Consider the following 24,735-nt stretch of genomic DNA (forward strand, 5'->3'; position numbering starts at 1 on the left):
CCAGGGAAACGGGAATCCAGTTTTCCATATGGAATTGCCTCACAGGAGATTTCAAATGAACGCTTATCTCAAACTCGATCATATCGACAAATATTTTGACAAAGGCGGCTCCCGTGCCGACGTGCTGAAGGGCATCAACCTCACCATCGACAAGGGCGAGTTCGTTTCTGTCATCGGCCATTCGGGCTGCGGCAAGTCTACGATGCTGAACCTCATTGCAGGTCTAACCAAGGTTTCAGCAGGTGCAGTGCTTCTGGAAAATCGCGAGGTCAATGAACCGGGGCCGGAGCGCGCCGTCGTGTTCCAGAACCACAGCCTTCTGCCCTGGCTTTCGGTTTACGAGAACGTCAATCTGGCAGTCGAAAAAGTCTTCAGCAGAAGCAAGACGAAAGCCGAGCGTCACGATTGGGTCATGCGCAACCTCGACCTCGTGCAGATGGCGCATGCGAAGGACAAGAAACCGTCTGAAATCTCCGGCGGCATGAAGCAGCGTGTCGGTATTGCGCGTGCGCTGGCAATGGAGCCGAAAATCCTGCTGCTCGACGAGCCGTTTGGTGCACTCGATGCGTTGACACGCGCGCATCTTCAGGACGCGGTCATGGAAATCCACGCCCGTCTCGGCAACACGATGGTGATGATTACTCACGATGTTGACGAGGCCGTGCTGCTTTCCGACCGGATCGTCATGATGACAAATGGACCTGCTGCCCACATCGGTGAGGTGCTGGAGGTACCGTTGGCCCGACCACGCAACCGCATCGAGCTTGCATCCGACAAGACCTATCTCAAATGCCGCGAAGCCGTGTTGAAGTTCCTCTACGAACGTCACCGCTTCGTCGAAGCCGCGGAGTAAACCAATGGCGCAAAAACTCGTCATCATCGGTAATGGCATGGCACCGGGGCGCATGCTGGAAAACCTTTTCGAAACGGCTCCCGGCCTCTACGACGTCACGATCTTCAATGCAGAACCTCGCGTCAATTACGACCGTATCATGCTTTCGCCCGTGCTTTCAGGTGAGAAATCCTATGATGATATCGTCATTCATAACGACGACTGGTACGCCGCCAACCAGGTCACCCTGCACAAGGGGGCAAAGGTAACGGAAATAGATCGTGACAGGAAAACCGTCACAAGCGCAAACGGAATTACCGTTGCCTACGACAAGCTGGTGATTGCCACCGGTTCCTTGCCTTTCATCATTCCGGTGCCTGGGCATCAACTGGCGGGCGTGCTGCCATATCGTGATCTCGATGATGTTACGAAAATGCTGGAGATCGCCAAGGGCAAGGGACGCGCCATCGTCATCGGAGCCGGTCTTCTCGGTCTCGAAGCAGCATATGGCCTGAAACGCCAGGGCATGGATGTCACCGTTATCCACCTGATGCCTACCATTATGGAGCGCCAGCTTGACCCGGCAGCCGCCTATCTTCTGGAAAAGGCGCTGAACGAACGGGGCATCGACATTATCACCAAGGCCAACACCAAGCGTATCCTTGGTGAAGACAAGGTTGAGGGTATCGAACTGGAAGACGGCCGTATCATTGAAGGCGATATGGTCGTCATGGCAGTTGGTATCCGTCCGGCGTCCGGCCTTGCCAAGGATGCCGGTATCGCTGTCAATCGCGGAATTGTCGTGGATGATGGCATGATGACGTCAGACGCCTCGATTTATGCGCTCGGCGAATGCGCCGAACATCGAGGCATCTGCTACGGCCTTGTCGCGCCCCTCTACGAAAGCGCCAAGGTTCTTGCCGATCGTCTGACGGGCGGTCATGCCGAATATCATGGTTCCGTCACCAATACGAAACTCAAGGTCACCGGCGTCAATCTGTTCTCCGCCGGCGATTTTGCCGAAGGCGACGATCGTGAGGAGATTGTGCTGCGCGATGCCACCGCGGGTGTCTATAAGCGCCTGATCCTCAAGGAAAACCGCATTATCGGTGCGGTTCTCTACGGTGAAACGGCGGATGGTTCGTGGTTCTTCGACCTCATGAAGAAGGCCACCGACGTTTCCGCCATGCGTGAAACCCTGATCTTCGGCCAGGCCTATCAGGGAGGGTCCCCTCTGGACCCTATGGCGGCCGTTGCAGCCTTGCCGGATGATGCGGAAATCTGCGGCTGCAACGGCGTTTGCAAGGGCAAGATCACCTCGACCATTACGACGAGGGGATTGACCTCGCTCGATGATGTTCGCGCCCATACCAAGGCATCGGCGTCCTGCGGTAACTGCACGGGCCTCGTCGAACAATTGATGACGCTGACGCTTGGCGACAGCTACAATCCGGCCGCAGTGCAGCCGATGTGTAAATGCACCGATCTTGGCCATGACGATGTGCGTCGTCTCATCAAGGCAAAGGGCCTGAAGACCATTCCTGCTGTCATGCAGGAACTGGAATGGAAAACCTCGTGCGGTTGCGCAAAATGCCGCCCGGCGCTCAACTACTATCTCGTCTGCGATTGGCCCGACGAATATGCCGACGACTACCAGTCGCGCTTCATCAATGAGCGTGTCCATGCCAATATTCAAAAGGATGGCACCTACTCAGTTGTTCCGCGTATGTGGGGCGGCGTCACCAATGCCAACGAGCTTCGTGCCATCGCCGATGTCGTCGACAAGTTCGACATTCCTTTGGTTAAGGTGACGGGCGGCCAGCGCATCGACCTTCTCGGCATCGAAAAGGAAGACCTGCCGGCTGTGTGGGCCGATCTCGGCAAGGCTGGCTTCATCTCCGGCCAGGCCTATGCCAAGGGACTTCGCACGGTCAAAACCTGTGTGGGTCAGCAATGGTGCCGCTTCGGCACGCAGGATTCGACCGGCCTTGGCATCCGCATCGAAAAGTTCATGTGGGGTTCGTGGACACCGGCCAAGCTGAAGCTTGCGGTTTCCGGCTGTCCGCGCAACTGCGCCGAGGCCACCTGCAAGGATATCGGCGTGGTCTGTGTCGATTCAGGTTTTGAAATTCACTTTGCCGGTGCCGCTGGTTTGGACATCAAGGGCACGGAAGTTCTTGGGCTGGTTCCGACCGAGGACGCCGCACTCGAGCATATCGTCGCGCTGACCCAGATGTACCGCGAACAGGCGCGTTATCTGGAGCGGATTTACAAGTGGGCCAAACGCATCGGTTACGACGAGATCCGCCGCCAGATCATGGACGATGCCGACAAGCGGCAGGCGTATTACCAACGCTTCGTCTTCAGTCAGAAATTCGCACAGGTCGATCCATGGTCCGAGCGCGTGTCGGGTCACGACAAGCACGAGTTCAAGCCGATGGCCACGCTCGGTTTCAATCAGGCAGCGGAGTGAAACAGATGGACAGAAACTGGATCGATATCGGCCACATCTCAGACATTCCGCTTCGCGGCGCACGATGTGTGAAAACCCCCATGGGCAAGATCGCCGTATTCCGCACGGCAGACGATCAGGTTTTCGCCATTGAAGACCATTGCCCGCACAAGGGCGGGCCACTGTCTCAGGGGATCGTGCACGGCGCTTCTGTAACCTGCCCGCTGCACAACTGGGTCATTTCGCTGGAAACCGGAAAGGCGCTGGGGGCTGATGAGGGCGAGGTGAAAACGGTTCCGGTCCGCAATCTCGACGGCCAACTTTCGATCGCGATCGAGGCTTTGATGATGGCGGCGGAGTGAACATGGCAAAAGAGGTCAAGACCACCTGTCCCTATTGTGGTGTCGGTTGCGGCGTCGTCGCGACCGTTTCGGACGCCGGTGCTGTTTCAGTCAAGGGAGATCCCGAGCATCCGGCCAACTTCGGTCGGCTCTGCTCGAAAGGCTCTGCTCTTGCCGAGACCATCGATCTGGAGGGGCGGCTGCTTTATCCGTCGGTGGCCGGTCGCAGAACAGGATGGAATGAAGCGCTTGACCTCGTTGCTTCCCGCTTTTCGCAAATCATCTCGGAACATGGACCTGAGGCGGTCGCCTTTTACGTCTCCGGTCAATTGCTGACGGAGGATTATTACCTCGCCAACAAGCTGATGAAGGGTTTCATCGGTTCCGCGAACATCGACACCAATTCGCGGCTCTGCATGTCTTCATCGGTCGCCGGACATCGCCGTGCCTTCGGGGCGGATACGGTCCCCGGTACCTATGAAGACCTGGAACTGGCAGATCTGGTCATCCTCACCGGCTCCAATCTGGCGTGGTGTCATCCGGTTCTGTACCAGCGGCTTGCGGCCGCAAAAGCCGCGCGACCGGACATGAAGGTCGTGGTGATCGATCCGCGCCGGACTATGACGGTGGATATTGCCGATATGCACCTTGCTGTTCGCCCCGATGGCGATGTGGCGCTTTTCGCCGGTCTGTTGGTGTATCTCGCTGCGGGGTCTTCGGTCGATGGCGTTTATGTTGATCGCCATACGACGGGCTTTGCTACCGCTGTCCACACCGCAAAGGCATATGATCTCGCTGAGATCGCGGAAGCGACCGGATTGACGCTACCCGAACTCCTCCATTTCTATGAATTGTTCGAGGCGACTGAAAAGGTCGTGACGTGCTACAGCCAGGGCGTCAATCAATCGACCTCTGGCACCGACAAAGTCAACGCCATCATCAATTGCCACCTGGCGACGGGTCGGATCGGCCGACCCGGCATGGGACCGTTCTCACTAACCGGTCAGCCGAATGCCATGGGTGGCCGCGAGGTCGGCGGGCTCGCCAATATGCTCGCTGCGCACATGGCCATCGAAAATCCGCAGGATCGCGATCGTGTACAGCGCTTCTGGAGCTCTCCCGTCATTGCAGAAAAGCCTGGGCTGAAGGCAGTCGATCTGTTTCAGGCCGTGCGGGACGGCCGTGTGAAAGCGCTCTGGATCATGGCTACCAATCCGGTCGTCTCCATGCCGGATGCCTCCTTTGTCGAGGCGGCAATCGCCCAATGTCCGTTCGTCGTCGTTTCTGAGATCATGGAGACGACGGACACGGCGCGCCATGCCCATGTGCTGTTGCCTTCTCTTGGCTGGGGCGAAAAGGATGGCACGGTCACAAACTCCGAACGGCGTATTTCCCGCCAGCGTCCCTTTCTCAAACCTGCCGGGGAGGCAAGAGCCGACTGGTGGCAACTAGCCGAAGTCGGCCGCCGTATGGGCTATGAGCAGGCCTTTTCTTTCTCGCATCCGGCGGCGGTTTTCAGTGAGCACGCCGCACTTTCCACATTTGAAAACGACGGCCAACGCGATTTCGATATCGGGTCGTGCGACGGCATCGATCCGGTTTCCTACGACCGGATGCTTCCCTTCCAATGGCCAAAAGCAAAGGGATCGGATGCCGTCGAAACACGGTTTTTTGCGGAGGGCCGGTTTTTTCACGCCGACGGCAAGGCACGCTTTATTCCAACGGTCCTGCCGGAGCGGCGAACTGCTTGCGCAGATTATCCTCTGACTTTGAACACTGGTCGTATCAGAGACCAGTGGCACACGATGACACGAACCGGCAAAAGCGCGCGGTTGACGGCGCATATTGCCGAACCCTTCGTCGAGATGCATCCCCGCGACGCGCAATCGCTCGGCATTGCGAGTGCCGATCTGGTCATGCTGCAAAGCCCGCACGGTACGGTGCTGTTGCGTGCGTTGGTCAGCGATCGCCAGGCGCGTGGCTCTGTCTTCGCACCCATGCACTGGAACGATCAGTTCGCCTCTCTGGCACGGATCGATACGCTCGTTCCAGCAGTCACCGATCCGCACTCTGGTCAGCCCGCTTCGAAAAACGTGGCGGTAAAGGCTTCTCGTTTCGAGCCTGCCGCTTACGGCTTTGCGATTTCCCGCACGCATCCAAAGACATTGGATTGTCGTTATTGGGCCGTCGCCAAAGCGGACGGCGGGCATCGCATGGAGCTCGCTTTTGAAGGTCTGCCGGAAGACTGGACCGCCTGGGCGCGCTCAGCTTTTGGTATCGACGCCAGAATTGAACCCCTCGGTTATAAAGACCGTCAGACCGGCGACATCAGGCTCGCTTTTTTTGATGGGGAGACGCTGCTCGCAGCGCTTTTCATAGCAAAGAGCCCGGTCGCCGTTGCCCGCAATTGGGCAATCTCGCAGCTCACCGTGCGCCATGAAGACCTGCGTATGCGTTTCGCCCTGATTGCCGGACGTCCAGGTGCTGGCAGGCCGGACCCCGGTGCCACGGTGTGCTCCTGCTTCAGCGTTGGCGTCAATCAGATTACCGCCGCCATCCGGGACGGCTGCCACACGGTCGAGGCCATCGGCAAGACGTTGAGCGCTGGAACAAATTGCGGCTCATGCCGCGCCGAGATCAGGGGGATCATCGATGGATGCCTTAAAACTGCAGCGGAATGAGCCGGCTCGCATGGAAAAACTCGCCAAGCTTCCAGTATTTTGGGGGTTGGAAGGCAAGCGCGTTGTCCTAGCGGGTGGCTCGGATGGGGCAGCATGGAAGGCGGAGCTTCTTAGCGCCTGCGGTGCAGAGGTTCATGTTCATTGCGAGCAGTCCGAGTTGTCTGAGACTTTCGCGGCGTTGATCGCCGGAACACCGACCATGACGTTGCACGCTCACCACTGGGATGAAAGTGTATTCGACGGTGCTGAACTGGCACTGGCTGATTGCGAGACGGACGCGGAGGCCAAATCCTTCTACATTGCGGCGCGCAAGGCAGGCGTGCCGGTCAACGTTATCGACAAGCCACAGTTCTGTCAGTTCCAGTTCGGCTCTATCGTCAACCGTTCCCCGGTGGTGGTGTCGATCTCGACAGATGGCGCCGCACCTATTTTGGCACAGGCGATCCGCCGACGTATCGAAACTCTGTTACCCGGAACGCTCAAGGATTGGGGTAAACTTGCTCATACGATCCGCGATCGCGTCAATCTGCGATTTGCGCCGGGTGGCGCGCGGCGGACTTTCTGGGAGAAATTTGTCGACCTGGCTTTTATCGAGAAGCCAGGTTCGGCCGTCGCAGAGCGGCTGCTGAATGAGATCGAAAGCAAGTTGCGTGCTATAAAACCATCCTGTGGGCATGTGACCCTGGTGGGCGCCGGACCGGGAGATGCCGAACTTCTTACCTTGAAAGCGGTGCGCGCCCTGCAGGCTGCTGACGTCATTCTTTTTGATGATCTTGTGTCCGACGATGTTCTGGAACTGGCACGCCGGGAGGCGAAGCGCATGCTGGTGGGCAAGCGTGGCGGGCGCGAAAGCTGCAAGCAGGAAGACATCAACGCAACGATGATCCGGCTTGCAAAGGCGGGAAAACGGGTGGTGCGACTGAAATCCGGCGACCCGATGATCTTCGGACGTGCAGGCGAGGAGATCGCCGCGTTACGGGCAGAAAACATACCGGTCGAGATTGTACCCGGCATTACGGCGGCCAGCGCCATGGCTTCACGTCTCGGCGTGTCTCTGACGCACCGCGATCACGCGCAGTCTGTCCGGTTCGTGACTGGCCATTCGAGACAGGGCAAGTTGCCCGATAGTCTGGACTGGAAGTCGCTTTCCGACCCTTCTGTCACGACTGTTTTTTACATGGGTGGCCGCACGGCTGGAGAAATCCAGAGTGCACTTTTGCTGCACGGCATGCCAGCGTCGACACCAGTCGCCATTATGACATCGGTCAGCCGTGTCAATGAAAAGCGTTGGAAGGGAACTTTGGCTCAACTGGCCACGGCCGTTGAAACGCTGGGTGTGAACGAGCCCATTCTGATAGGTGTTGGTGATGCGTTCGGTGCGACAATTGCTGCTTTCGAAGACTCTTGGCAGACAATGGCGTCAGAATACGTCTCCGCCGTAGCGGAAGATGACCTCGTCTACGCGCCATCCGTATCAACGATGAGCCGGTAGCCGACACCGGGTTCCGTCTGCACAATTTTCGGCTGGGTCGGGTCGCGTTCTATCTTTTGCCGTAACTGACCAATGAAAACGCGCAGATAGTGCAAGTCTTCGCCATGAGCTGGTCCCCATACGGAGGTCAGCAGGATGCGATGGGTGACCACGCGCCCGGCATGGTGCGCAAGGAGAACCAGAAGGTCGTATTCTTTCGGTGTCAGGCGTATCGGATTGCCGTCGCGAGAAACGATCCGCTGCACCACATCGATCTTCAGCCCGTCTGCGTGGACGACGGTGAGCGCCGCACTTGTATTGCCGCGATGACGCATCGCTGTGCGGATGCGCGCGGTCAATTCGCCGATCCCAAAAGGCTTTTCGATGTAGTCGTCGGCACCGAGATCGAGCGCGGCAATCTTTTCCGTTTCGCGATCACGGGCCGACAGGATGATGATCGGAATGCTCGACCAGCCGCGCAGGCTGGCAATGACATCCTTGCCATCCATATCGGGCAATCCAAGATCGAGAATGACGATCTCCGGTGCAGCAGTCGCAACAGCCTTTAGGGCATCGGTACCATTTTCGGCTTCGATCACCTCGTACCCAGCCGCAGCGAGGGCTGGACGCAGAAAACGCCTGATCTGAGGCTCGTCATCGACAACAAGAATCCGTCCTAACGTCATGATGTTCCCTTGTCCGCCTGCTTTTCCTCGATCGGGAAACGCATGACGATACGTGTGCCCCGCTTGCGAACGGCCGGGCTTTCAGCATGGATACGCCCACCCATCGCTTCGATGAAACCACGCGCGATGGAGAGACCAAGGCCCGTGCCAGGTGCGCGACCATCCGATTTGGAACGTCGATAGAACTTTTCAAAGATACGGTCCAGATCGGCCGTCGGAATCCCTTTGCCAAGGTCCGTAACAGAAATTATCAGTTCCCTGCCGTCCTTGCGCGCGTAAATGTTTACGGGCTCTCCGCCTCCATATTTGGCGGCATTATCCAGCAGATTGAAAAGGACCTGCTCGAGGAGAACGCTATCACCGCGCAGCAACGGCAGGTCCGTTGCAATGCCGGTTTCAAATGCCTGTGCAGGGAAATATTTGCGCGCCCTTTCGGTTGCCAGACGCACGACATCGCCTACATCCACCCATTCGCGTTTGGCCTTGAGGGTGCCTGCGGTTATTCTGGTCATGTCGAGAAGATTGGCGACGAAGCGCGTCAGCCTCGCGCCTTCTTCTTCAATGGACTGGAGCAGATCGTCGCGGCTTTCCGGCGGCATTCGATCACCCAGTTCTCGTAGGCTCGTAACGGCACCGGTGATTGTTGCCAGGGGTGTGCGCAGGTCATGCGAAATGGAGGACAGCAGGGCCTCCCGGTAGCGTTCGTTTTCTAGCCTGGCAGCCTGCTCGGCACTTTCTGAGGAGAGGCGGGCGCGGTCAATGGCTGTCGCGGTCTGGTCGATGATGGCGGACAACATCCTTTCAGCATTGGAGTCGAGCGGTTCGTCACCGACTTCATAACCGCAGACGCCAACCACACCATGCGGGCTTGTCAGCGGCCTGAACTGGAAGCGGCAATTGGGCAAGGTGCCGGTGCCTGAACCTGCCGGTTCCTTGCGCTCGTTGGCCCATCGCGCAGCGGCAATTTCCGTGACACCGAGTTCGGTGTCCGGTGGCCACGCGGCGGCGGTGTCCAGCGTGTCGTTCTGTGGCAGCAGCAGCACGACGTTGCGGCGGATGCCCGCCTGCAATTGCGTCACGGACGCCCAGAGCACTTCGTCCACATCGGCAGTTCCGGAAAGTTTGCGGGCAAAGTCGTAGAGTGCCTGCATGGCAGTCGCACGCGAACGCGCCATGTTGGCCTGTTCGCGAATACGGGATGCGAGACTGCCAGCCAAAATCGCGGCGGCGATGAACACGAAAAGGGCAAAGACCTCGTGCGGTGCGGCGATGGTAAAGTTGTAGCGCGGTGTGATGAAGAAGAAATTGTAGCCGAGCGCCGACAACAGGGCGGCAAATATGGCCGCAGTGAAGCCGGCATAGGTCGCAGCGCAAAGAACTGCGAGCAGGAAGAGCAGCGAAACATTCGGCAGATAAACGAGACGATCCATGATCGTGCCGACTGCAATTGCGGGCAGGACAGACAGTGCAGCGATGCCGAATGGTCTGGCAAGTGAGGAAATCCGCAGCCGGACCCGTTTCGGCGGCGTTTTCGCAACCGCTTTTTCATCTGCCGTTACGAGATGAAGGCCAATACCGCTTGCTTCTCGTGTCAGGGCATCGGCCAAGCGCGTGCGGAAGGGAAGGCGCAGCCAGCCGCGCTTTTGCGATCCGATGACGATCTGCGTCGCATGTTCACGCCGTGCGAGTTTGAGAATTTCTGTAACGAAATCGTTGCCTGTGATGCGCTTTGTCTCGGCGCCAAGCTTTTCGGCCAGACGAAAGGTTTCGTCGATCCGGCGCAAACCCTCCTCGTCCATGGTTTCGCGGTCGTCGCGTGAAATGCTGACGACTACCCATGGTGCGTTAAGGCCGGAGGCGAGACGGCTTGCGACACGCACCACCTTTTCGGACAGGGCATCTGGCCCGATACACACGAGAAGACGCTCGCCGGTCGCCCAGGGACCTTCAATGGCGTTCTGGCGCAGATAGTCGATCATCTGGTCGTCGACGCGGTCGGCGGTGCGCCGCAGGGCCAGTTCACGGAGCGCGGTGAGATTTCCAAGGCGGAAAAAGCGGTCGGCGGCACGCCGCGCGCTCGCGGGCAGGTAGACCTTGCCTTCCTGTAGCCGGGTAATGAGTTCGGCTGGCGGCAGGTCCACCAGCAATACATCATCCGCGCGTTTCAATACCGTGTCGGGAACGCGCTCTCGCACGTTGACGCCGGTGATCTGCGCGACGAGATCAGACAGGCTTTCCAGATGCTGGATATTCAGCGCCGTCCAGACGTCTATCCCGGCGGCAATGAGCTCCTCTATATCCTGGTAGCGTTTTGGATGACGAAAGCCCTCTGGGTTGGAGTGAGCCAGTTCATCGACGATGATGATGCTGGGTCGCCGTGCCAGCGCGGCGTCGAGATTGAACTCCTCAAGCGACTTGCCGCGGTAGGAAACGGTGATACGTGGCAAGATTTCCAGACCGTCCAGCAGGGCAGATGTTTCGTTTCGCTCATGCGTTTCCACTAGGCCGGCAACGATATCCGTGCCCTCACGCTTCAGGCGCTGGGCACGGTTGAGCATCGCATAGGTCTTGCCGACGCCGGGTGCGGCTCCCAGAAAAATCGTAAGCTTGCCCCGGCGGTCTTTCTCCGCCAGGGCAAGCAACGCATCCGGATCGGGGCGATTTGTGTCGTCTCGTTCGTTCGATGGCATCCGTATCAGCTCTTGAGCGCATCCAGCGCGAGATTGAGCTCTAGCACATTCACACGTGGTTCGCCGACAATTCCAAAAGTCCGGTTTTCCGTATGATCTTGAACCATGGTGCGAAGGGTTTCGGGCGTGATGTTCCGTGCCGTTGCAACACGAATGATCTGGGCGTCGGCAAACTCCGGTGAGATGTGCGGGTCGAGGCCGGAACCGGATGTGGTGACGGCATCGGCAGGTATGGTTTCCATACCAGCGGTCTTGAGGCGTTCGACATCGGCGGCGACGCGATCACGCAGCTTGACCGAGGTCGTTCCGAGGTTGGAGCCGGATGAAGCGGATGCATTGTAGGCATCCGGCCCGGTTGCGGAAGGGCGCGGCCAGAAGTAACGGTCGGATGAAAAGTTCTGACCGATCAAGGCGGAGCCGACGAGCGTGTCGCCGCGGTAGATCAACGTGCCATTGGCCTGCCCAGGCAGAAGTGCCTGTGCAATACCCGTTACGGCAAGCGGAAAGCCAAGGCCGGTCAGAGCTGTCAGGATGACAATAAGAACGAATGCGGGGCGAAGTTGGTTCAGCATGATTACACCAGATGCAGCGCCGAAACGGCGATATCGATGATCTTGATTCCGGCAAATGGCAGGACGAGGCCGCCAAGTCCGTAGATGAAGAGATTGCGGCGCAGGAGAGACGCGGCGCCTGCAGGACGATAGGCCACGCCTTTGAGTGCCAGCGGGATCAGCGCGATGATGATCAACGCGTTGAAGATGACCGCAGACAGGATTGCCGATTGCGGTGAGGCAAGCCCCATGATGTTCAGCGCGCTGAGGGCGGGGTAGGTCGCAACGAAGAGGGCCGGAATGATCGCGAAATACTTGGCGACGTCATTGGCGATTGAGAAGGTCGTCAGCGAGCCACGTGTCATCAGCAATTGCTTGCCGATTTCAACGATCTCGATCAGCTTTGTCGGGCTGGAATCGAGGTCCACCATGTTGGCGGCTTCGCGCGCTGCCTGTGTTCCTGTCTGCATCGCGACGCCGACATCGGCTTGCGCCAGTGCGGGTGCGTCGTTGGTGCCGTCACCGCACATGGCGATCAGTCGGCCGCCCTGCTGCTCACGACGGATGTAAGCGAGCTTGTCTTCCGGCGTTGCCTCGGCAAGGTAGTCATCAACACCGGCTTCGGATGCGATGGCGGCTGCCGTGACCGGGTTGTCGCCGGTGACCATCACGGTTCGAATGCCCATGGCACGCAGTGCGGCGAAGCGCTCCTTGATGCCTGGCTTTACGACGTCCTTGAGATGAATGACACCGATCAGACGGTTTCCATCAGCGACGCCAAGTGGCGTGCCGCCAGTCCGTGCGATCTTTTCGACAGCCTGGCTGAATTCGGCAGGCACGTTCTTGTCCGAGACGCCTGCGAATTTCAGGATGGCATCGATCGCACCCTTGCGCAGTCGATGCGAGCCCATGTCGATACCGGAAAGGCGTGTCTGCGCGGTAAAGGGAATTGTCGCATCGACCGTGACTTTCGGCGCGGCCAGGCCAAACTCACCCGTCGCGAGAGCCGCGATGGAACGACCTTCCGGCGTTTCATCCGAGAGGCTGGCAAGCAAGGCGGCTTCAGCGACCTGTTGCTGGGTAACGCCAGGGGCAGGAATGAAGTCTGCCGCCATGCGGTTGCCGAAGGTGATCGTGCCGGTCTTGTCGAGTAGCAGCGTGTCGACGTCGCCAGCAGCTTCGACGGCACGACCGGATGTGGCGATCACGTTGAAACGGACCAGTCGATCCATCCCGGCGATGCCGATGGCAGACAGAAGTCCGCCGATGGTTGTAGGGATAAGGGTAACGAGGAGAGCCGCCAAGACTGTCACCGAGAGTACGGTACCGGAGTAACCGGCAAGACCCCAGATGGTTACGACGACGATCAGGAAGATCAGCGTCAGACCCGACAGCAGGATCGACAATGCGATCTCGTTCGGGGTCTTCTGGCGCTCCGCGCCTTCAATCAACGCAATCATGCGATCCACGAAGCTTGCGCCGGGCGGGGTGGTGATACGGATGGTGAGCTGGTCGGAGAGAACCTGCGTACCGCCAGTTACAGCCGACCGATCGCCGCCGGATTCGCGGATCACAGGAGCGGATTCACCGGTAATGGCACTTTCGTTGACAGAAGCGACACCCTCGATGACCTCGCCGTCACCGGGGATAAGTTCACCGGCATCGACGACAACGAGATCGCCGACCTTGAGCATGGTTGCTGCAATGGTCTCTTCCTTGCCGTTTGCTGCTACGCGTCGGGCGGTCAGGTCGGAACGCGTCCGTTTCAGGCTGTCCGCCTGGGCGCGGCCACGGCCTTCCGCTACTGCCTCAGCAAAGGTGGCGAAAAGAACCGTAAACCACAGCCATGCGGCGATCTGACCCGAGAAGCCGGCATTGCCGGTGTTCGCCACAAGATCCCGAAGGAAGAAGACGGTTACCATGGCGGCTACGGCTTCGGTGACGAAGATGACGGGGTTGCGCACGAGTTGGCGTGGATCGAGTTTCACGAACGCATTTTTTGTGGCCGGCACCAAAATGGCCGGATCGAAAAGGCCCGGTTTTGCGGGTTTGTGAGACATGTTGACTGTCCTTTAGAACGTCTGGCCGGCCAGCATCGCGAAATGTTCGACAATGGGGCCGAGTGCGAGCGCCGGGAAGAATTGCAGCCCGCCGAGGATAAGAATGATGCCGATGAGAAGGCCGACGAAAAGTGGGCCATCGGTCGGGAACGTGCCACTGGAAGCGGGAACGCGGACCTTTGCTGCAAGAGAGCCGGCGATGGCCATGACCGGGACGGCATAGGCAAAGCGACCGAGCAGCATGGCGATGCCAAGCGTCGTGTTATACCAGTGCGTGTTGCCGCTCAGACCACCGAAAGCCGAGCCATTGTTGCCGGTTGCGGAGGTGAAGGCGTAGAGGATTTCCGACAGGCCGTGCGGACCAGCGGTGCCGATACTGGCGACAGCCGACGGCAGGACAGCGGAAACTGCAGTAAAGCCAAGGATTGCAACCGGCAGAATGAGGACTGCCAGCATGGCATATTTCATTTCCCGGCTTTCGATCTTCTTGCCGAGGAACTCGGGTGTACGGCCGACCATGAGGCCTGCGACGAAAACCGAAAGCAGGGCAAAGACCAGCATGCCGTAAAGACCGGAGCCGACACCGCCCGGCAGGATTTCACCCAGTTGGATCAGGAACATCGGCACCAGACCGCCAAGACCGGTGAAGGAGCCGTGCATGCCGTTGACGCCACCATCCGAAAGACCGGTCGTAACAGCGGCATAAAGCGCCGTCATGGCTTGGCCAAAGCGAATTTCCTTGCCTTCCATGTTGCCTTGCGCTGCATCGACACCAAGGGCCGTGAGAATGGAGTTGCCGGAGGATTCTGCCCAGTAAACAACGGCAACACCCGAAACGAGCAGGATCGCCATGGCAGACAACAGCACCCAACCCTGCTTGCGGTTACCGACCATCTGGCCGAAGGTGTAGACCAATGCTGCCGAAATCGACAACATCGCGAAAATGTTCAGGTAGTTGGCGAAAGCCGTCGGATTTTCAAAAGGATGGGCGGCGTTGACGTTGAAGAAACCACCGCCGTTGGTGCCTAGCTGCTTGATGGCTTCTTGGCTTGCGACCGGCCCAAGCGAAATGACCTGCTGAGCGCCTTCCAGCGTGGTTGCGGTGACGCTTGCCTCGAGGGTCTGCGGTAGGCCCATGGCAACAAAAGCGATACCAACGATGAAGGCGAGAGGCAAAAGGATGTAGAGCGTGGCACGGGTCATATCGACCCAGAAATTGCCGAGCGTTGCCGACTGAGAACGTGCGAAAGCGCGCGTCAGGGCAATTGCCATTGCCATGCCGACCGCAGCAGACAGGAAGTTCTGGACGGTCAGGCCTGCCATCTGGCTGAAATGGCTCATCGTCGTTTCGCCCGCATAGTTCTGCCAGTTTGTATTGGTCACGAAGCTGACGGCGGTGTTGAAGGCGAGATCAGAGGGGACGTTGGCAAAGCCCTGCGGATTGAGCGGCAAAAACGCCTGAAGGCGGAGAATGGCGTAAAGCACGACAAAACCTGCGATCGAAAAGGCAAGCATTGAAAGCGTATAGCCCAGCCAGTTCTGCTCCTTCTTCGGGCTTACGCCAGCGAGCAGATAAAGGCCGCGTTCAACGGGCGTGAAAAGAGGAGAAAGAAATGTTCTGTCACCGGAAAATACTTTCGCCATGTAAAGGCCAAGCGGTTTGACGATAACGAGCACGGCAAGAAAAAGGAGGCTGATCTGTAGCCACCCGATAATAGTCATGGGGGTTCTCCCGAAGGGTCAGAAGCGTTCGGGACGCAACAGCGTCACGACGAGATAAATGGCGAGTGCCGCAGCGACGGCGAGGCCGATCAAGGGTTCGATCATGGGTTGCCTCACAGCCGGTTGAGCGCGCGGGCATAAAGCGCGAACAGGATGAGTATTCCCACGCCTGCCAGAGTGAAGATGAAGTCGGACATTTCCGTTTCTCCTGTGAATTCAGGAGCGAAATCTAGGCCTGATCTGCGTCAAGGTTCGATTGGGAATCCATATGGGCGACATAAGGAAAACATAAGGATTGCTTATACCTTCGGATGATGTGTCGAGGCCAAAGGTGTTGCACATCCCCGTTCTGGGGCGCCAGCCAGCAAAAAAATCGCTGGTATGCCAGAAGCTTGACCACAATTTATGCGTGCTCGTAAAATTAACGTCGTGAAGTGCTGGAATGTTGGAATAAACTTGCTTGAAGAAAGCCAGGTGACGTCCAAGATTGGGGCTGAAGCAGGCTGTTGCCAACAGCATGTTAAATCAAAGAGGAGAGAGACCAGTGAGCCTGCGTATTAACGATGTAGCACCGGATTTTACGGCTGAGACTACCCAGGGGACCATCCATTTCCATGACTGGATCGGTGGGGGTTGGGCCGTTCTGTTTTCCCATCCGAAGAACTTCACCCCTGTCTGCACCACAGAGCTTGGTGCGGTGGCCGGACTTGAAGACGAGTTCAACAAACGCGGTGTCAAAATTATCGGAATTTCGGTCGATCCGGTCGACAGCCACGCAAAATGGAAGCTCGACATCAAGACCGCTACGGGTTTCGACGTCGAATATCCACTGATCGGCGACCGTGATCTCAACGTTGCGAAGCTCTATGACATGCTGCCTGCCGGTGCGGGCGAGTCTTCGGAGGGGCGTACGCCTGCCGATAATGCGACCGTTCGGTCCGTCTACGTCATCGGTCCGGACAAGAAGATCAAGTTGATCCTCACTTACCCGATGACCACGGGCCGCAACTTCCACGAAATCCTGCGTGCCATCGATTCCATCCAGCTTACGGCCAAGCACCAGGTTGCAACCCCGGCAAACTGGCAACAGGGGGAGGATGTCATCATCACTGCGGCAGTGTCGAACGAAGATGCGACGACCCGTTTCGGTTCGTTCGATACCGTTCTTCCCTACCTGCGCAAGACGAAACAGCCGACGGCCTGACATCGTTCGTCCCGGCGGAACAGGTTACCCCCGGAAAGTGTGACCGCATTCGCAAGAGTGCGGTCATTACGCTTACGCGTCAGACGAAGCTGCCGGGTGCGATGCTTTTGCTGGACACGAGGTCGGACAGCGCCTGAACCAGCTTGCCATCAGCGCCTTTGCTTGGTTGCAGCACGAACTCCACGTCCTCGAGCGGTGGCAACACCCCTGCGGGGATTTCTCTCAAACCTGCGGGCGCCATGCTGCGCGGTTGGACGAGAACGCCCATGCCGGCTCTGGCTGCCGCCGTCAAACCACTCAAGCTTCCGCAGGTGCAGACAATACGCCACACCACACCTGCACCATCCAGCGCTTCCTGCGCGGCTTTTCGGGTGATGCTGGGGGGTGGAAAGGCAATCAGGGGCAGGGCGTCGGGCCGGCTCACCACCCGCTCAGGGTCGCGTGCCAGCCAGACCAGCGGTTCGCGGTAGAGAAAATGCCCGAGCCTGTCGCCAACCCGGCGTTTGGCAAGAACAACATCGAGTTCGCCATTGTCCTGCATCTGGTAGAGCACGCCACTCAGTGAAACCGTCAGTTCGAGATCCACCAGCGGATAAAGACGGATGAATTCCTCGAGGATAACTGTCAGCCGGCTTGCCACGAAATCTTCGGATACACCAAGACGAAATCGCCCCCTAAGACGGCTTTCACCAAATAACGATGCCACCTTGCTGTCGATATCCAGCATGCTGTGCGCATAACCGAGCAGGGCCTCGCCTTCGCCGGTCAGCTTCACGTGGTGGGTGTTACGGGCAATCAGCGTGCGTCCGAGCGTAGCCTCAAGCCTTTGAATATGCTGGCTGACGGTGGATTGTCCGATGCCTAGCCGTTCTGCGGCCAGGGTAAAACTTCCGGTGCGCTCGAGCATGACAAAACTTGCAAGATGTTGGAGGTTCAGCATTTATTGCAAATCACGATAACTGTTAATCTTTGCATCTGATTTCATGATGAGCGATACTTCTGGCCACTTCAAGTAGAATACGCTGAGAAAGAATTCCGATGAGCCGCTTTCTTCCCGATCGCTTTACCATGATGCTGGTTGCGACCGTGCTTCTCGCCTCCGTGCTGCCTGTCAGCGGTCAGGCCGCCGATTACTTTGGCGTGGCCACGAAACTTGCGATAGCACTGCTGTTTTTCCTGCATGGCGCACGTCTTTCGCGAGATGTCGTTATCGCCGGCCTCCTGCACTGGCGCCTGCATCTTGCCATTCTTCTGGTGACGTTCGGCCTGTTCCCGCTGCTTGGCTTGGCAATTGGTTTCATTCCAGGCGATATCCTGCCTGCGCCGCTCTATATGGGCATCCTGTTTCTTTGCGTTCTGCCCTCCACCGTTCAATCGTCGATCGCCTTTACGTCGATGGCAGGCGGAAATGTTCCGGCGGCGATCTGCTCGGCTTCGGCCTCGAACATTTTCGGCATGTTTCTCACACCGCTTCTCGTTGGACTGCTGTTTACCGTTGGCGGCCATGGCGGTGGTTTTTCGTTTGACGCCTTCTTGCAGATTTTCCTGCAATTGCTGCTGCCGTTTATTGTCGGTCAGGTCTTGCAGCCCTGGATTGGCGACTGGATCAGGGCACGCAAGAAACTGCTCGCGCCTGTTGATCGCGGTTCCATCCTCATGGTTGTTTACCTTGCTTTCTCGGACGCCGTGATCGAAGGCATCTGGCACACATTCTCGCTGCGTGACATCGGCGTCGTGATCGGCATCGATATCGTCCTGCTCGCTATTGTCCTGTGCGTCACCATGTTTGGCAGCCGTCTGCTGGGGTTCAACAAGGCCGACGAAATCACCATCACCTTCTGCGGCTCGAAAAAGAGCCTTGCCAGCGGTGTGCCGATGGCAGGCGCCATTTTTGCCGGTCAAAGCATCGGCGCAATTGTTCTGCCGATCATGCTGTTCCACCAGATCCAGTTGATGGTGTGCGCGGTCCTTGCACAGCGTTATGCCCGCAAGGCGCATGAGAAGGCCGCGGCTGTCACCGCGGAACCTGCTGTGGCTCCATCACGGTAAGAATTTCCGGATCGGCAAACAAAAACGGCCTCCCCAAGGAGGCCGTTCGTTTAGGTACTGATCGTCAAGATTAGTTGACCTGAGCGGGCGTAACCTGTGCTTCGATCGTCTTCGCTGCTTCGGCGATGTCAGAGGAAATCGCGATGCGGCGCGGTTTCATCGCTTCGGGAATGTTGCGCACCAGATCGATATGAAGCAGGCCGTTCTTGAGAGAGGCAGACTGGACTTCAACGTGATCGGCAAGCTGGAAGCGGCGCTCGAAGGCGCGTGTGGCGATGCCGCGATAGAGGAATTCCCCTTCAGCAGCCTTGTCTTCCTGGGACTTCTCCGCTTTGACCGTCAAGGCATTGGCGCGGGATTCGATGCTGAGTTCGGTTTCATCGAAGCCTGCAACTGCCATCGTGATGCGGTAGGTGTTCTCACCCGTCCGCTCGATGTTGTAGGGCGGATAGGACTGGGCGGCTTCAGGCTGCCCGATACCATCGAGCATCGAAAACAGGCGGTCGAAACCGACGGTGGAACGATAGAGGGGAGAAAAATCAACGTGACGCATGGTGTCCTCCTTGTGAGCGACTGTTTGCGGTTAAGCCGGACATCCCGTTCTGGCGACGGCCGGTCTATGGCACGGCCCCGTTCTGGCGACCGTGACAAAGAGGTGGGTATCGCTTTGCGTCTCGTCAAGGCCACGATGTTGGCCGGGTGTGTTGTTACCGGCGCGCGCCTTCAATCGACATGTTGAACTGCACAACATTGGAGTAGATCGGGGTACCGACATCCATCGCGTATCGAGAGCGGAACACGCCACCCGTCACCTGGAAAGCGATGCGAGCGCCGTCCCAACGGGTCAGTTTCACGTTGAATGTCTCTGTGCGTTTATGGCCTTTGGCCGTCAGTTCTCCCGTGACGGTCGCGGTGTCGGACGCCGTTTGGGCAATGCCTGTGGAGCGGAAGGAAATGGTCGCGTAGCTGCCCGTGTCGAAGACGGCAGTTGATTTAAGGAAGGTATCGATACGTTGTTGGCCGGTTTCGACACTGTCCGGTATCAAGGTGAACGTCACCGTTGAGCGGCTTATATCGCCCGCCTGGAGATTGAAGGTACCCGAAAATTTCCCGAATGTGCCCCTTATGCCGGCACCACCACCAACCTGTTCGACTGTGAAGCCGATCCGTGAGGATGGCTGGATCGTGTAGCGCCCCGCGGCTTCGTCGAAACTCGGTAGTGCTGCCGCAGGCGCCTGTCCGCAGAGACAAATGAGTACGGCAGTCGAATATCCCAACCGGAAAGACAAGATGGTTTTCATGGGCGTTTCTCCAGGCGGCGTTGTCCGTTTTTGCCAAGCATCCGAAGCAGTACGGGATCCCGTTTACAGAGATGATGGTAGAGCGCTGCTCCGATGTGCAGAACGACGAGACAAAGAACCGTATAGGCAAGGGTCGCGTGGACATACGACCAGATCTCTTCGGCACTGTCTGAGCGCGTGAATGGAAGATCGGGAATGACGTAGAGGTCGAACAAAAACGTCGGGATATTAAGAGGGGAAACAGACGCGATGGCCCACCCTGCGAGCGGCACGGCCAGTGTCAGCACGAGCAGACATCGATGAACGACGCCAGAGGCGATGCGCTCGACAGGGCTCAACTCTGCAATTGGTGGAACGGGCGACGCGAAGCACCAATGCAGGCCACGAACGATCGCCAGCACCAGAACCACGATGCCGAATGATTTGTGCCATTGGAAAAGAGAAAACTGCAGGCCTGGATCGATATCCGGCAGCGTCATGATGTAACCAAGTGAAAGCAGACCACAGATCAACACGGCGATGAGCCAATGCAGAATGATCGCAGAAAGTCCGTAGCTGTTTCTAAATGCTTTCTTCATGCGACAACCTCCCGCCGCACAGCAATTGACGATCCGCCTTTTCGTCGCCGCCCGCAAGTCATTTTCCCGTTAAAAGACAGGGGCATTCCAGAGCGGCCATCACGGAAGCTGAATTTCCAATGAATGTGCGGTTACAGAAGTGTTCAGTTTGAGGTGTCTAGAACTGGGCCTATCGGAGCGATGCTTCGAAGACAGAAGCAATAACGTCCCTTCTTCTTCTGTCTTTCTGGCCGGAACCGCGACTGCTTTAACCGTCGGTTCCGGCAATTTTTTCTTTGACGTGTCCGTTTCCCCGACCTATCCGATATAGGCACGACAGCCGGAAAAGATTGATGACCGAAGCCCTATTGCGCGCCAGCGAAAACAACCCGGTTCCTGAGAACAACACCGTTGGTTATTTCACCGGCTATGGTGGCAAAAAGCTTCGATATGCCATTTTTCGCGCCAGTCGCCAGCTTGCCCGTGGAACGATCGTGCTGCTGCATGGCCGAAACGAATGTATCGAAAAATACTTCGAAACGATTGCCGACCTGACCGCCATGGGCTTTTGGGTCGCGACATTTGATCTGCGCGGCCAGGGTGGTTCGGAACGGCTGCTTAAAAACACCGATGCGGGGCATGTTCGCCGGTTCTCCGATTATCAGCGCGACATCAATCTCTTTCTGGAGCAGATTGTCTTGCCGGATACCCGGCTGCCGTTTTTCATGGTGGCGCATTCGACCGGCGCTCTCTCGGCACTCGCGTCGGCTCCCAAACTTTCAAACCGCATTGAACGGCTGGTCCTGACCTCGCCCTTTGTGGCTTTAGGCGAGCAGCAATCGGTTCCGCCGTCGATCATCCGTCTTGTGGCCACGGCTCTCAGTTTTGTAGGGCTCGGCGCGGTTCAGTTGGGAAAAGACCAGCGAGAGCGTGACTTTGACGGTAATCCGCTGACGTCGGATGCGACGCGTTTTGCCCGCAATCTTGCGCTCCACAGGCAGAATGCGGATCTTTTCGTCGGTGCGCCGACGGCACGTTGGCTCCATGAAGCGCTGAAAACCATGGATCGTGTCATGCGCCAGGACCACTTGACCAAGGTGACCATTCCAACGCTCGTGCTGGCGCCGATGCTCGATACAATCACGCCCTATAAGGCGCAGGAAGAGCTTTCACGCAATTTTCGAGCGGCGCAACTTCTTCCCGTTACTGGTGCCCGTCATGAACTGCTGCATGAGCGGGATGTCTACCGCAAGCAGGCGCTTGCGGCGATCGATGCGTTTCTCGCGCCGGAGTGAATTTTAGCCTACAGGCTGGAGAGGACAGCGAGAGCTTCCTCGTGGACAGCCTTTGAACCGGCCGCGATGATGCGCCCACCATTTTCCGGTCTGCCGCCATCCCAGGTGGTCATGATGCCACCTGCCTGTTCGATAACGGGAATGAGTGCGCCGACATCGTAGGGTTTCAAGCCTGATTCGATCACCAGATCGACGTGCCCAGCGGCAAGCAGGCAATAGGCATAGCAATCGACGCCATAACGGAAAAGGCGAACCTTATCCTGAACGGCTGCGTAAACCGGCGCTTCCTCTGCCGTGAAGATGTGCGGTGAGGTGGTAAAAAGTACGGCATCCGACAGTGAGGCGCACTCGCGAGTCTTGATCTTTCGTTCACCGTCGGGCCCGAAGTACCATGCGTCCTTTCCGTCCGCGAAATAACGCTCCCGGGTGAAAGGCTGGTCCATCATTCCCATCGTCGCGCGACCGGCGGATTGAAACCCGATCAGTGTACCCCAGACCGGAACGCCGGAAATGAACGCTCGGGTTCCGTCGATCGGATCGATAACCCAGATATGGTCGCGATCCAGTCCGACATTACCGTGCTCCTCACCCAGAATGCCATGCTGCGGATAGGTGTCCTCGATCAACGCCCGGATTGCTGTTTCCGCAGCCTGATCGCCCTCGGTGACCGGATCATAACCGCCATCTTGCTTGTTGGTGACGGCAATGCCGGTGCGAAAGCGAGGCAGCGTCTCAGCGCTGGCAACATCGGCAAGTTTGAAGAAGAAATCCCGGTCGGGCAGCATGAGAACCTCATTCCCTGAACAATCTGGGCAAATCAATAGACTGGAACGGTGCTGGTCGTCCACTCATGTGTAGGGAGGAACCATTTCCATATTTTCAGCATAAGCACAAAATATGTGCAATAATAAAATTGATTGACAAATGAGCACTTATTGACTAGCTTTATCTCACAGTCCTTGACTGTAAATACCCTCCTTGGGTGTTTCCTCCCTAGACTTGACCGCGCGCAGGCGCGGTTTTTTTTGCGCAGGTCTTGGATGCGCATTTCTTATTCGCCTGGATGGAAAGATCTATTCAGCCGCGAGCGACGTCTCGATGACGTATTCGGAGACAAAGGCGCCAAGCTGTCTCATGAAGATTTCCAGCGATGCCTGAATGGCATGGAAATCGGCATTCTTGACGAGGGTTTTCTCGTCGACATAGAGCGCGCGGTTTACTTCGATCTGCAAGGCATGCAGGGAGCGGATGGGGCGCCCATAGTGCTCCGTAATAAAGCCGCCAGCGTAGGGTTTATTGCAGACGGCAATGAAGCCCAGTTCTTCGAGAAAATGCAGCGCAGCCCGTGAAACCTCCTGGGACGCACTGGTGCCGTAGCGGTCGCCGATGATGATGTCGGGCCGGATGTTCGAGCCTGCAACACGAATATTGCCTGGCATCGAGTGGCAGTCGATCAGAACCGCCATGCCAAACTGCGCGTGTGTGCGTGACACAAGCCTTCGCAGGCAGGCATGATAGGGTTTGTATATTGTCTCCACACGCGTTAGCGCCTCTTCGACCGGCAGACGATGCGCGTAGATATCCATGTTCTCGGCAACAATGCGCGGCACAGTGCCCAGTCCGCCGGCAACCCGCATGGAGCCGATATTGGCGTAGGGTGGCAGGGTGCCGTCAAACATGCGCGGATCGAGTTCGTAGGGCTCACGATTGACGTCGAGATAGGCGCGCGGAAAATTTGCTTTCAGGATTGGCGCGCCGATCTCCGGTGCCGCTCCAAAGAGTTCATCGACGAAATGATCCTCGGAACGGCGAATTTCATGCGGGCCCAGCCGCGATGATTCGAGAAAGGAAACCGGATAACAGCGACCGCTGTGGGGGGAGTTATAGACGAATGGCAGGGTTTGGACGGCAGGTTCCGTTACTTCGAACAGCTCGTATTCACCGGTTATCCAGTCCATTCAGCCCATTTACCATGTCGTAAAACTATCAGAATGCTTATGTTGCCAGTTACTGGCAGGCAAGTCCATACTATCGCCCAAACAGCGCTATACCGATTCCCGCGTTCACAGGATATTTACCCTGAAAACCTTACAATCGGACTAGGTTATTCCAAACATCGAGCAGTTACGGTCACTTAAATGAATCAGAAAATCCTTCTTGCTGAAGACGACAATGATATGCGGCGCTTTCTCGTCAAGGCGCTGGAAAAGGCTGGCTACCAGGTCTCTTCCTTCGACAACGGTGCCAGCGCTTATGACCGTCTCCGCGAAGAGCCTTTTTCGCTGCTTCTGACCGACATCGTCATGCCAGAGATGGACGGCATCGAACTGGCGCGCCGCGCCACCGAACTCGACCCAGACCTGAAAGTCATGTTCATCACCGGCTTTGCGGCGGTCGCTTTGAATGCCGATTCGAAGGCTCCGAAGGACGCGAAGGTTCTTTCCAAGCCATTTCACCTTCGCGACCTCGTTGATGAGGTCAACAAACTCCTTGTGGCATAAGGGTTCTCAAAAAACCTTCACAAAACCGAAAAAAAGCAGTTGACGTGCGATCGGGTTTTGTGGTCTATCCGCCGCAACGGAGGGCGTGTAGCTCAGCGGGAGAGCACTACGTTGACATCGTAGGGGTCACAGGTTCAATCCCTGTCACGCCCACCATCCTAATTCGTTGATTGAAAAGGGCTTCTGAGAAATCAGGAGCCCTTTTCCTCTTTTAGCCTCCGGCCTCATCTCGTCGTTATTCTTTAAAAATTTCGCGCCAGACCGAAGCGGTTTTGTGCGGTTTCCGGCCTGTGGCGACAGCGTCAATTGCCCCGTTTCCAAGACATGAATAATTCGGCAGCA

At 57.4% G+C, this 24,735-nt stretch carries 21 protein-coding genes and 1 tRNA gene; 10 read left to right on the forward strand and 12 right to left on the reverse strand.

Features of this window, described 5'->3' with window-relative positions:
• Positions 1–55: 55 nt before the first annotated feature.
• Genes FY156_22625 through cobA form a run of 5 tightly spaced genes read left to right on the forward strand, consistent with a single transcriptional unit; the run spans position 56 to position 7,798 of the window.
• Positions 56–853, forward strand: coding sequence for an ABC transporter ATP-binding protein (locus tag FY156_22625; protein UXS04277.1), 798 nt, complete (start codon positions 56–58; stop codon positions 851–853).
• 4 nt (positions 854–857) lie between these two features.
• Complete coding sequence (locus tag FY156_22630; GenBank protein ID UXS04278.1) at positions 858–3,305, forward strand: NAD(P)/FAD-dependent oxidoreductase; 2,448 nt, start codon at positions 858–860, stop codon at positions 3,303–3,305.
• Positions 3,306–3,310: 5 nt separating this feature from the next.
• Positions 3,311–3,646, forward strand: coding sequence for a nitrite reductase small subunit NirD (gene nirD / locus FY156_22635; protein ID UXS04279.1), 336 nt, complete (start codon positions 3,311–3,313; stop codon positions 3,644–3,646).
• A 2-nt stretch (positions 3,647–3,648) separates the two neighbouring features.
• Entirely contained in the window at positions 3,649–6,306 is a 2,658-nt protein-coding gene (locus tag FY156_22640; GenBank protein UXS04280.1) for a molybdopterin-dependent oxidoreductase, read from the forward strand.
• Complete coding sequence (cobA, locus tag FY156_22645) at positions 6,278–7,798, forward strand: uroporphyrinogen-III C-methyltransferase (GenBank protein UXS04281.1); 1,521 nt, start codon at positions 6,278–6,280, stop codon at positions 7,796–7,798. The genes FY156_22640 and cobA overlap by 29 nt, the downstream gene beginning before the upstream one ends.
• Here the strand turns inward: cobA and FY156_22650 are convergent.
• The 6 genes from FY156_22650 to kdpF are packed head-to-tail and all read right to left on the reverse strand — an operon-like array spanning position 7,765 to position 15,591.
• On the reverse strand, positions 7,765–8,463 hold the full coding sequence (locus FY156_22650) for a response regulator (protein UXS04282.1): 699 nt from the start codon (positions 8,461–8,463) through the stop codon (positions 7,765–7,767). The two genes, cobA and FY156_22650, sit on opposite strands and share 34 nt — an antisense overlap.
• Entirely contained in the window at positions 8,460–11,153 is a 2,694-nt protein-coding gene (locus FY156_22655) for a sensor histidine kinase KdpD (GenBank protein ID UXS04283.1), read from the reverse strand. Before FY156_22655 ends, FY156_22650 begins: the two co-directional genes overlap by 4 nt.
• A gap of 5 nt (positions 11,154–11,158) precedes the next feature.
• A complete protein-coding gene (gene kdpC / locus FY156_22660; GenBank protein ID UXS04284.1) occupies positions 11,159–11,725 on the reverse strand; it encodes a potassium-transporting ATPase subunit KdpC in 567 nt (188 codons plus the stop codon).
• A gap of 2 nt (positions 11,726–11,727) precedes the next feature.
• Positions 11,728–13,764, reverse strand: a complete 2,037-nt coding sequence (gene kdpB, locus FY156_22665; protein UXS04285.1) for a potassium-transporting ATPase subunit KdpB — start codon at positions 13,762–13,764, stop codon at positions 11,728–11,730.
• A gap of 12 nt (positions 13,765–13,776) precedes the next feature.
• A complete protein-coding gene (kdpA, locus tag FY156_22670; GenBank protein ID UXS04286.1) occupies positions 13,777–15,486 on the reverse strand; it encodes a potassium-transporting ATPase subunit KdpA in 1,710 nt (569 codons plus the stop codon).
• Positions 15,487–15,504: 18 nt separating this feature from the next.
• A complete protein-coding gene (gene kdpF / locus FY156_22675; protein ID UXS05212.1) occupies positions 15,505–15,591 on the reverse strand; it encodes a K(+)-transporting ATPase subunit F in 87 nt (28 codons plus the stop codon).
• Positions 15,592–16,030: 439 nt separating this feature from the next.
• On the opposite strand from kdpF, the gene FY156_22680 reads away from it, so the two are divergent.
• Positions 16,031–16,690 (forward strand): peroxiredoxin, encoded by a 660-nt coding sequence (locus FY156_22680; GenBank protein ID UXS04287.1) that lies wholly within the window; start codon positions 16,031–16,033, stop codon positions 16,688–16,690.
• A gap of 79 nt (positions 16,691–16,769) precedes the next feature.
• Here the strand turns inward: FY156_22680 and FY156_22685 are convergent, their stop codons facing one another.
• Complete coding sequence (locus FY156_22685) at positions 16,770–17,630, reverse strand: LysR family transcriptional regulator (GenBank protein UXS04288.1); 861 nt, start codon at positions 17,628–17,630, stop codon at positions 16,770–16,772.
• A gap of 98 nt (positions 17,631–17,728) precedes the next feature.
• On the opposite strand from FY156_22685, the gene FY156_22690 reads away from it, so the two are divergent.
• Complete coding sequence (locus FY156_22690; GenBank protein ID UXS04289.1) at positions 17,729–18,739, forward strand: bile acid:sodium symporter; 1,011 nt, start codon at positions 17,729–17,731, stop codon at positions 18,737–18,739.
• Positions 18,740–18,809: 70 nt separating this feature from the next.
• Here the strand turns inward: FY156_22690 and FY156_22695 are convergent, their stop codons facing one another.
• The 3 genes from FY156_22695 to FY156_22705 all read right to left on the reverse strand — a co-directional run bounded on the left by FY156_22695 (position 18,810) and on the right by FY156_22705 (position 20,618).
• Positions 18,810–19,292: an Hsp20 family protein gene (locus FY156_22695; protein ID UXS04290.1), complete on the reverse strand. Its 483-nt coding sequence runs from the start codon at positions 19,290–19,292 to the stop codon at positions 18,810–18,812.
• 154 nt (positions 19,293–19,446) lie between these two features.
• Positions 19,447–20,040 (reverse strand): polyisoprenoid-binding protein, encoded by a 594-nt coding sequence (locus FY156_22700; protein UXS04291.1) that lies wholly within the window; start codon positions 20,038–20,040, stop codon positions 19,447–19,449.
• Positions 20,037–20,618 carry a cytochrome b gene (locus FY156_22705; protein ID UXS04292.1) on the reverse strand — a complete coding sequence of 194 codons (582 nt, stop codon included), beginning with the start codon at positions 20,616–20,618 and terminating at the stop codon, positions 20,037–20,039. Before FY156_22705 ends, FY156_22700 begins: the two co-directional genes overlap by 4 nt.
• Positions 20,619–20,950: 332 nt before the next feature.
• Here FY156_22705 and FY156_22710 point away from each other — a divergent pair, with 332 nt between their 5' ends.
• The gene (locus tag FY156_22710; protein UXS04293.1) at positions 20,951–21,892 is read left to right on the forward strand and encodes an alpha/beta hydrolase; all 942 of its coding nucleotides are present in this window, start codon (positions 20,951–20,953) and stop codon (positions 21,890–21,892) included.
• Between the two features lie 8 nt (positions 21,893–21,900).
• Here the strand turns inward: FY156_22710 and hisN are convergent, their stop codons facing one another.
• Both hisN and FY156_22720 read right to left on the reverse strand, forming a co-directional pair.
• Positions 21,901–22,677: a histidinol-phosphatase gene (gene hisN / locus FY156_22715; GenBank protein ID UXS04294.1), complete on the reverse strand. Its 777-nt coding sequence runs from the start codon at positions 22,675–22,677 to the stop codon at positions 21,901–21,903.
• A gap of 288 nt (positions 22,678–22,965) precedes the next feature.
• Positions 22,966–23,850 carry an N-formylglutamate amidohydrolase gene (locus FY156_22720; GenBank protein ID UXS04295.1) on the reverse strand — a complete coding sequence of 295 codons (885 nt, stop codon included), beginning with the start codon at positions 23,848–23,850 and terminating at the stop codon, positions 22,966–22,968.
• Between the two features lie 180 nt (positions 23,851–24,030).
• Between FY156_22720 and FY156_22725 the strand changes: the two genes are divergently transcribed.
• Positions 24,031–24,393 carry a response regulator gene (locus tag FY156_22725; GenBank protein ID UXS04296.1) on the forward strand — a complete coding sequence of 121 codons (363 nt, stop codon included), beginning with the start codon at positions 24,031–24,033 and terminating at the stop codon, positions 24,391–24,393.
• An 81-nt stretch (positions 24,394–24,474) separates the two neighbouring features.
• Positions 24,475–24,549, forward strand: a tRNA-Val gene (locus tag FY156_22730).
• Positions 24,550–24,735: the final 186 nt, after the last annotated feature.

It is taken from the genome of Agrobacterium tumefaciens (assembly GCA_025559845.1).
Taxonomy (GTDB): Bacteria; Pseudomonadota; Alphaproteobacteria; order Rhizobiales; family Rhizobiaceae; genus Agrobacterium.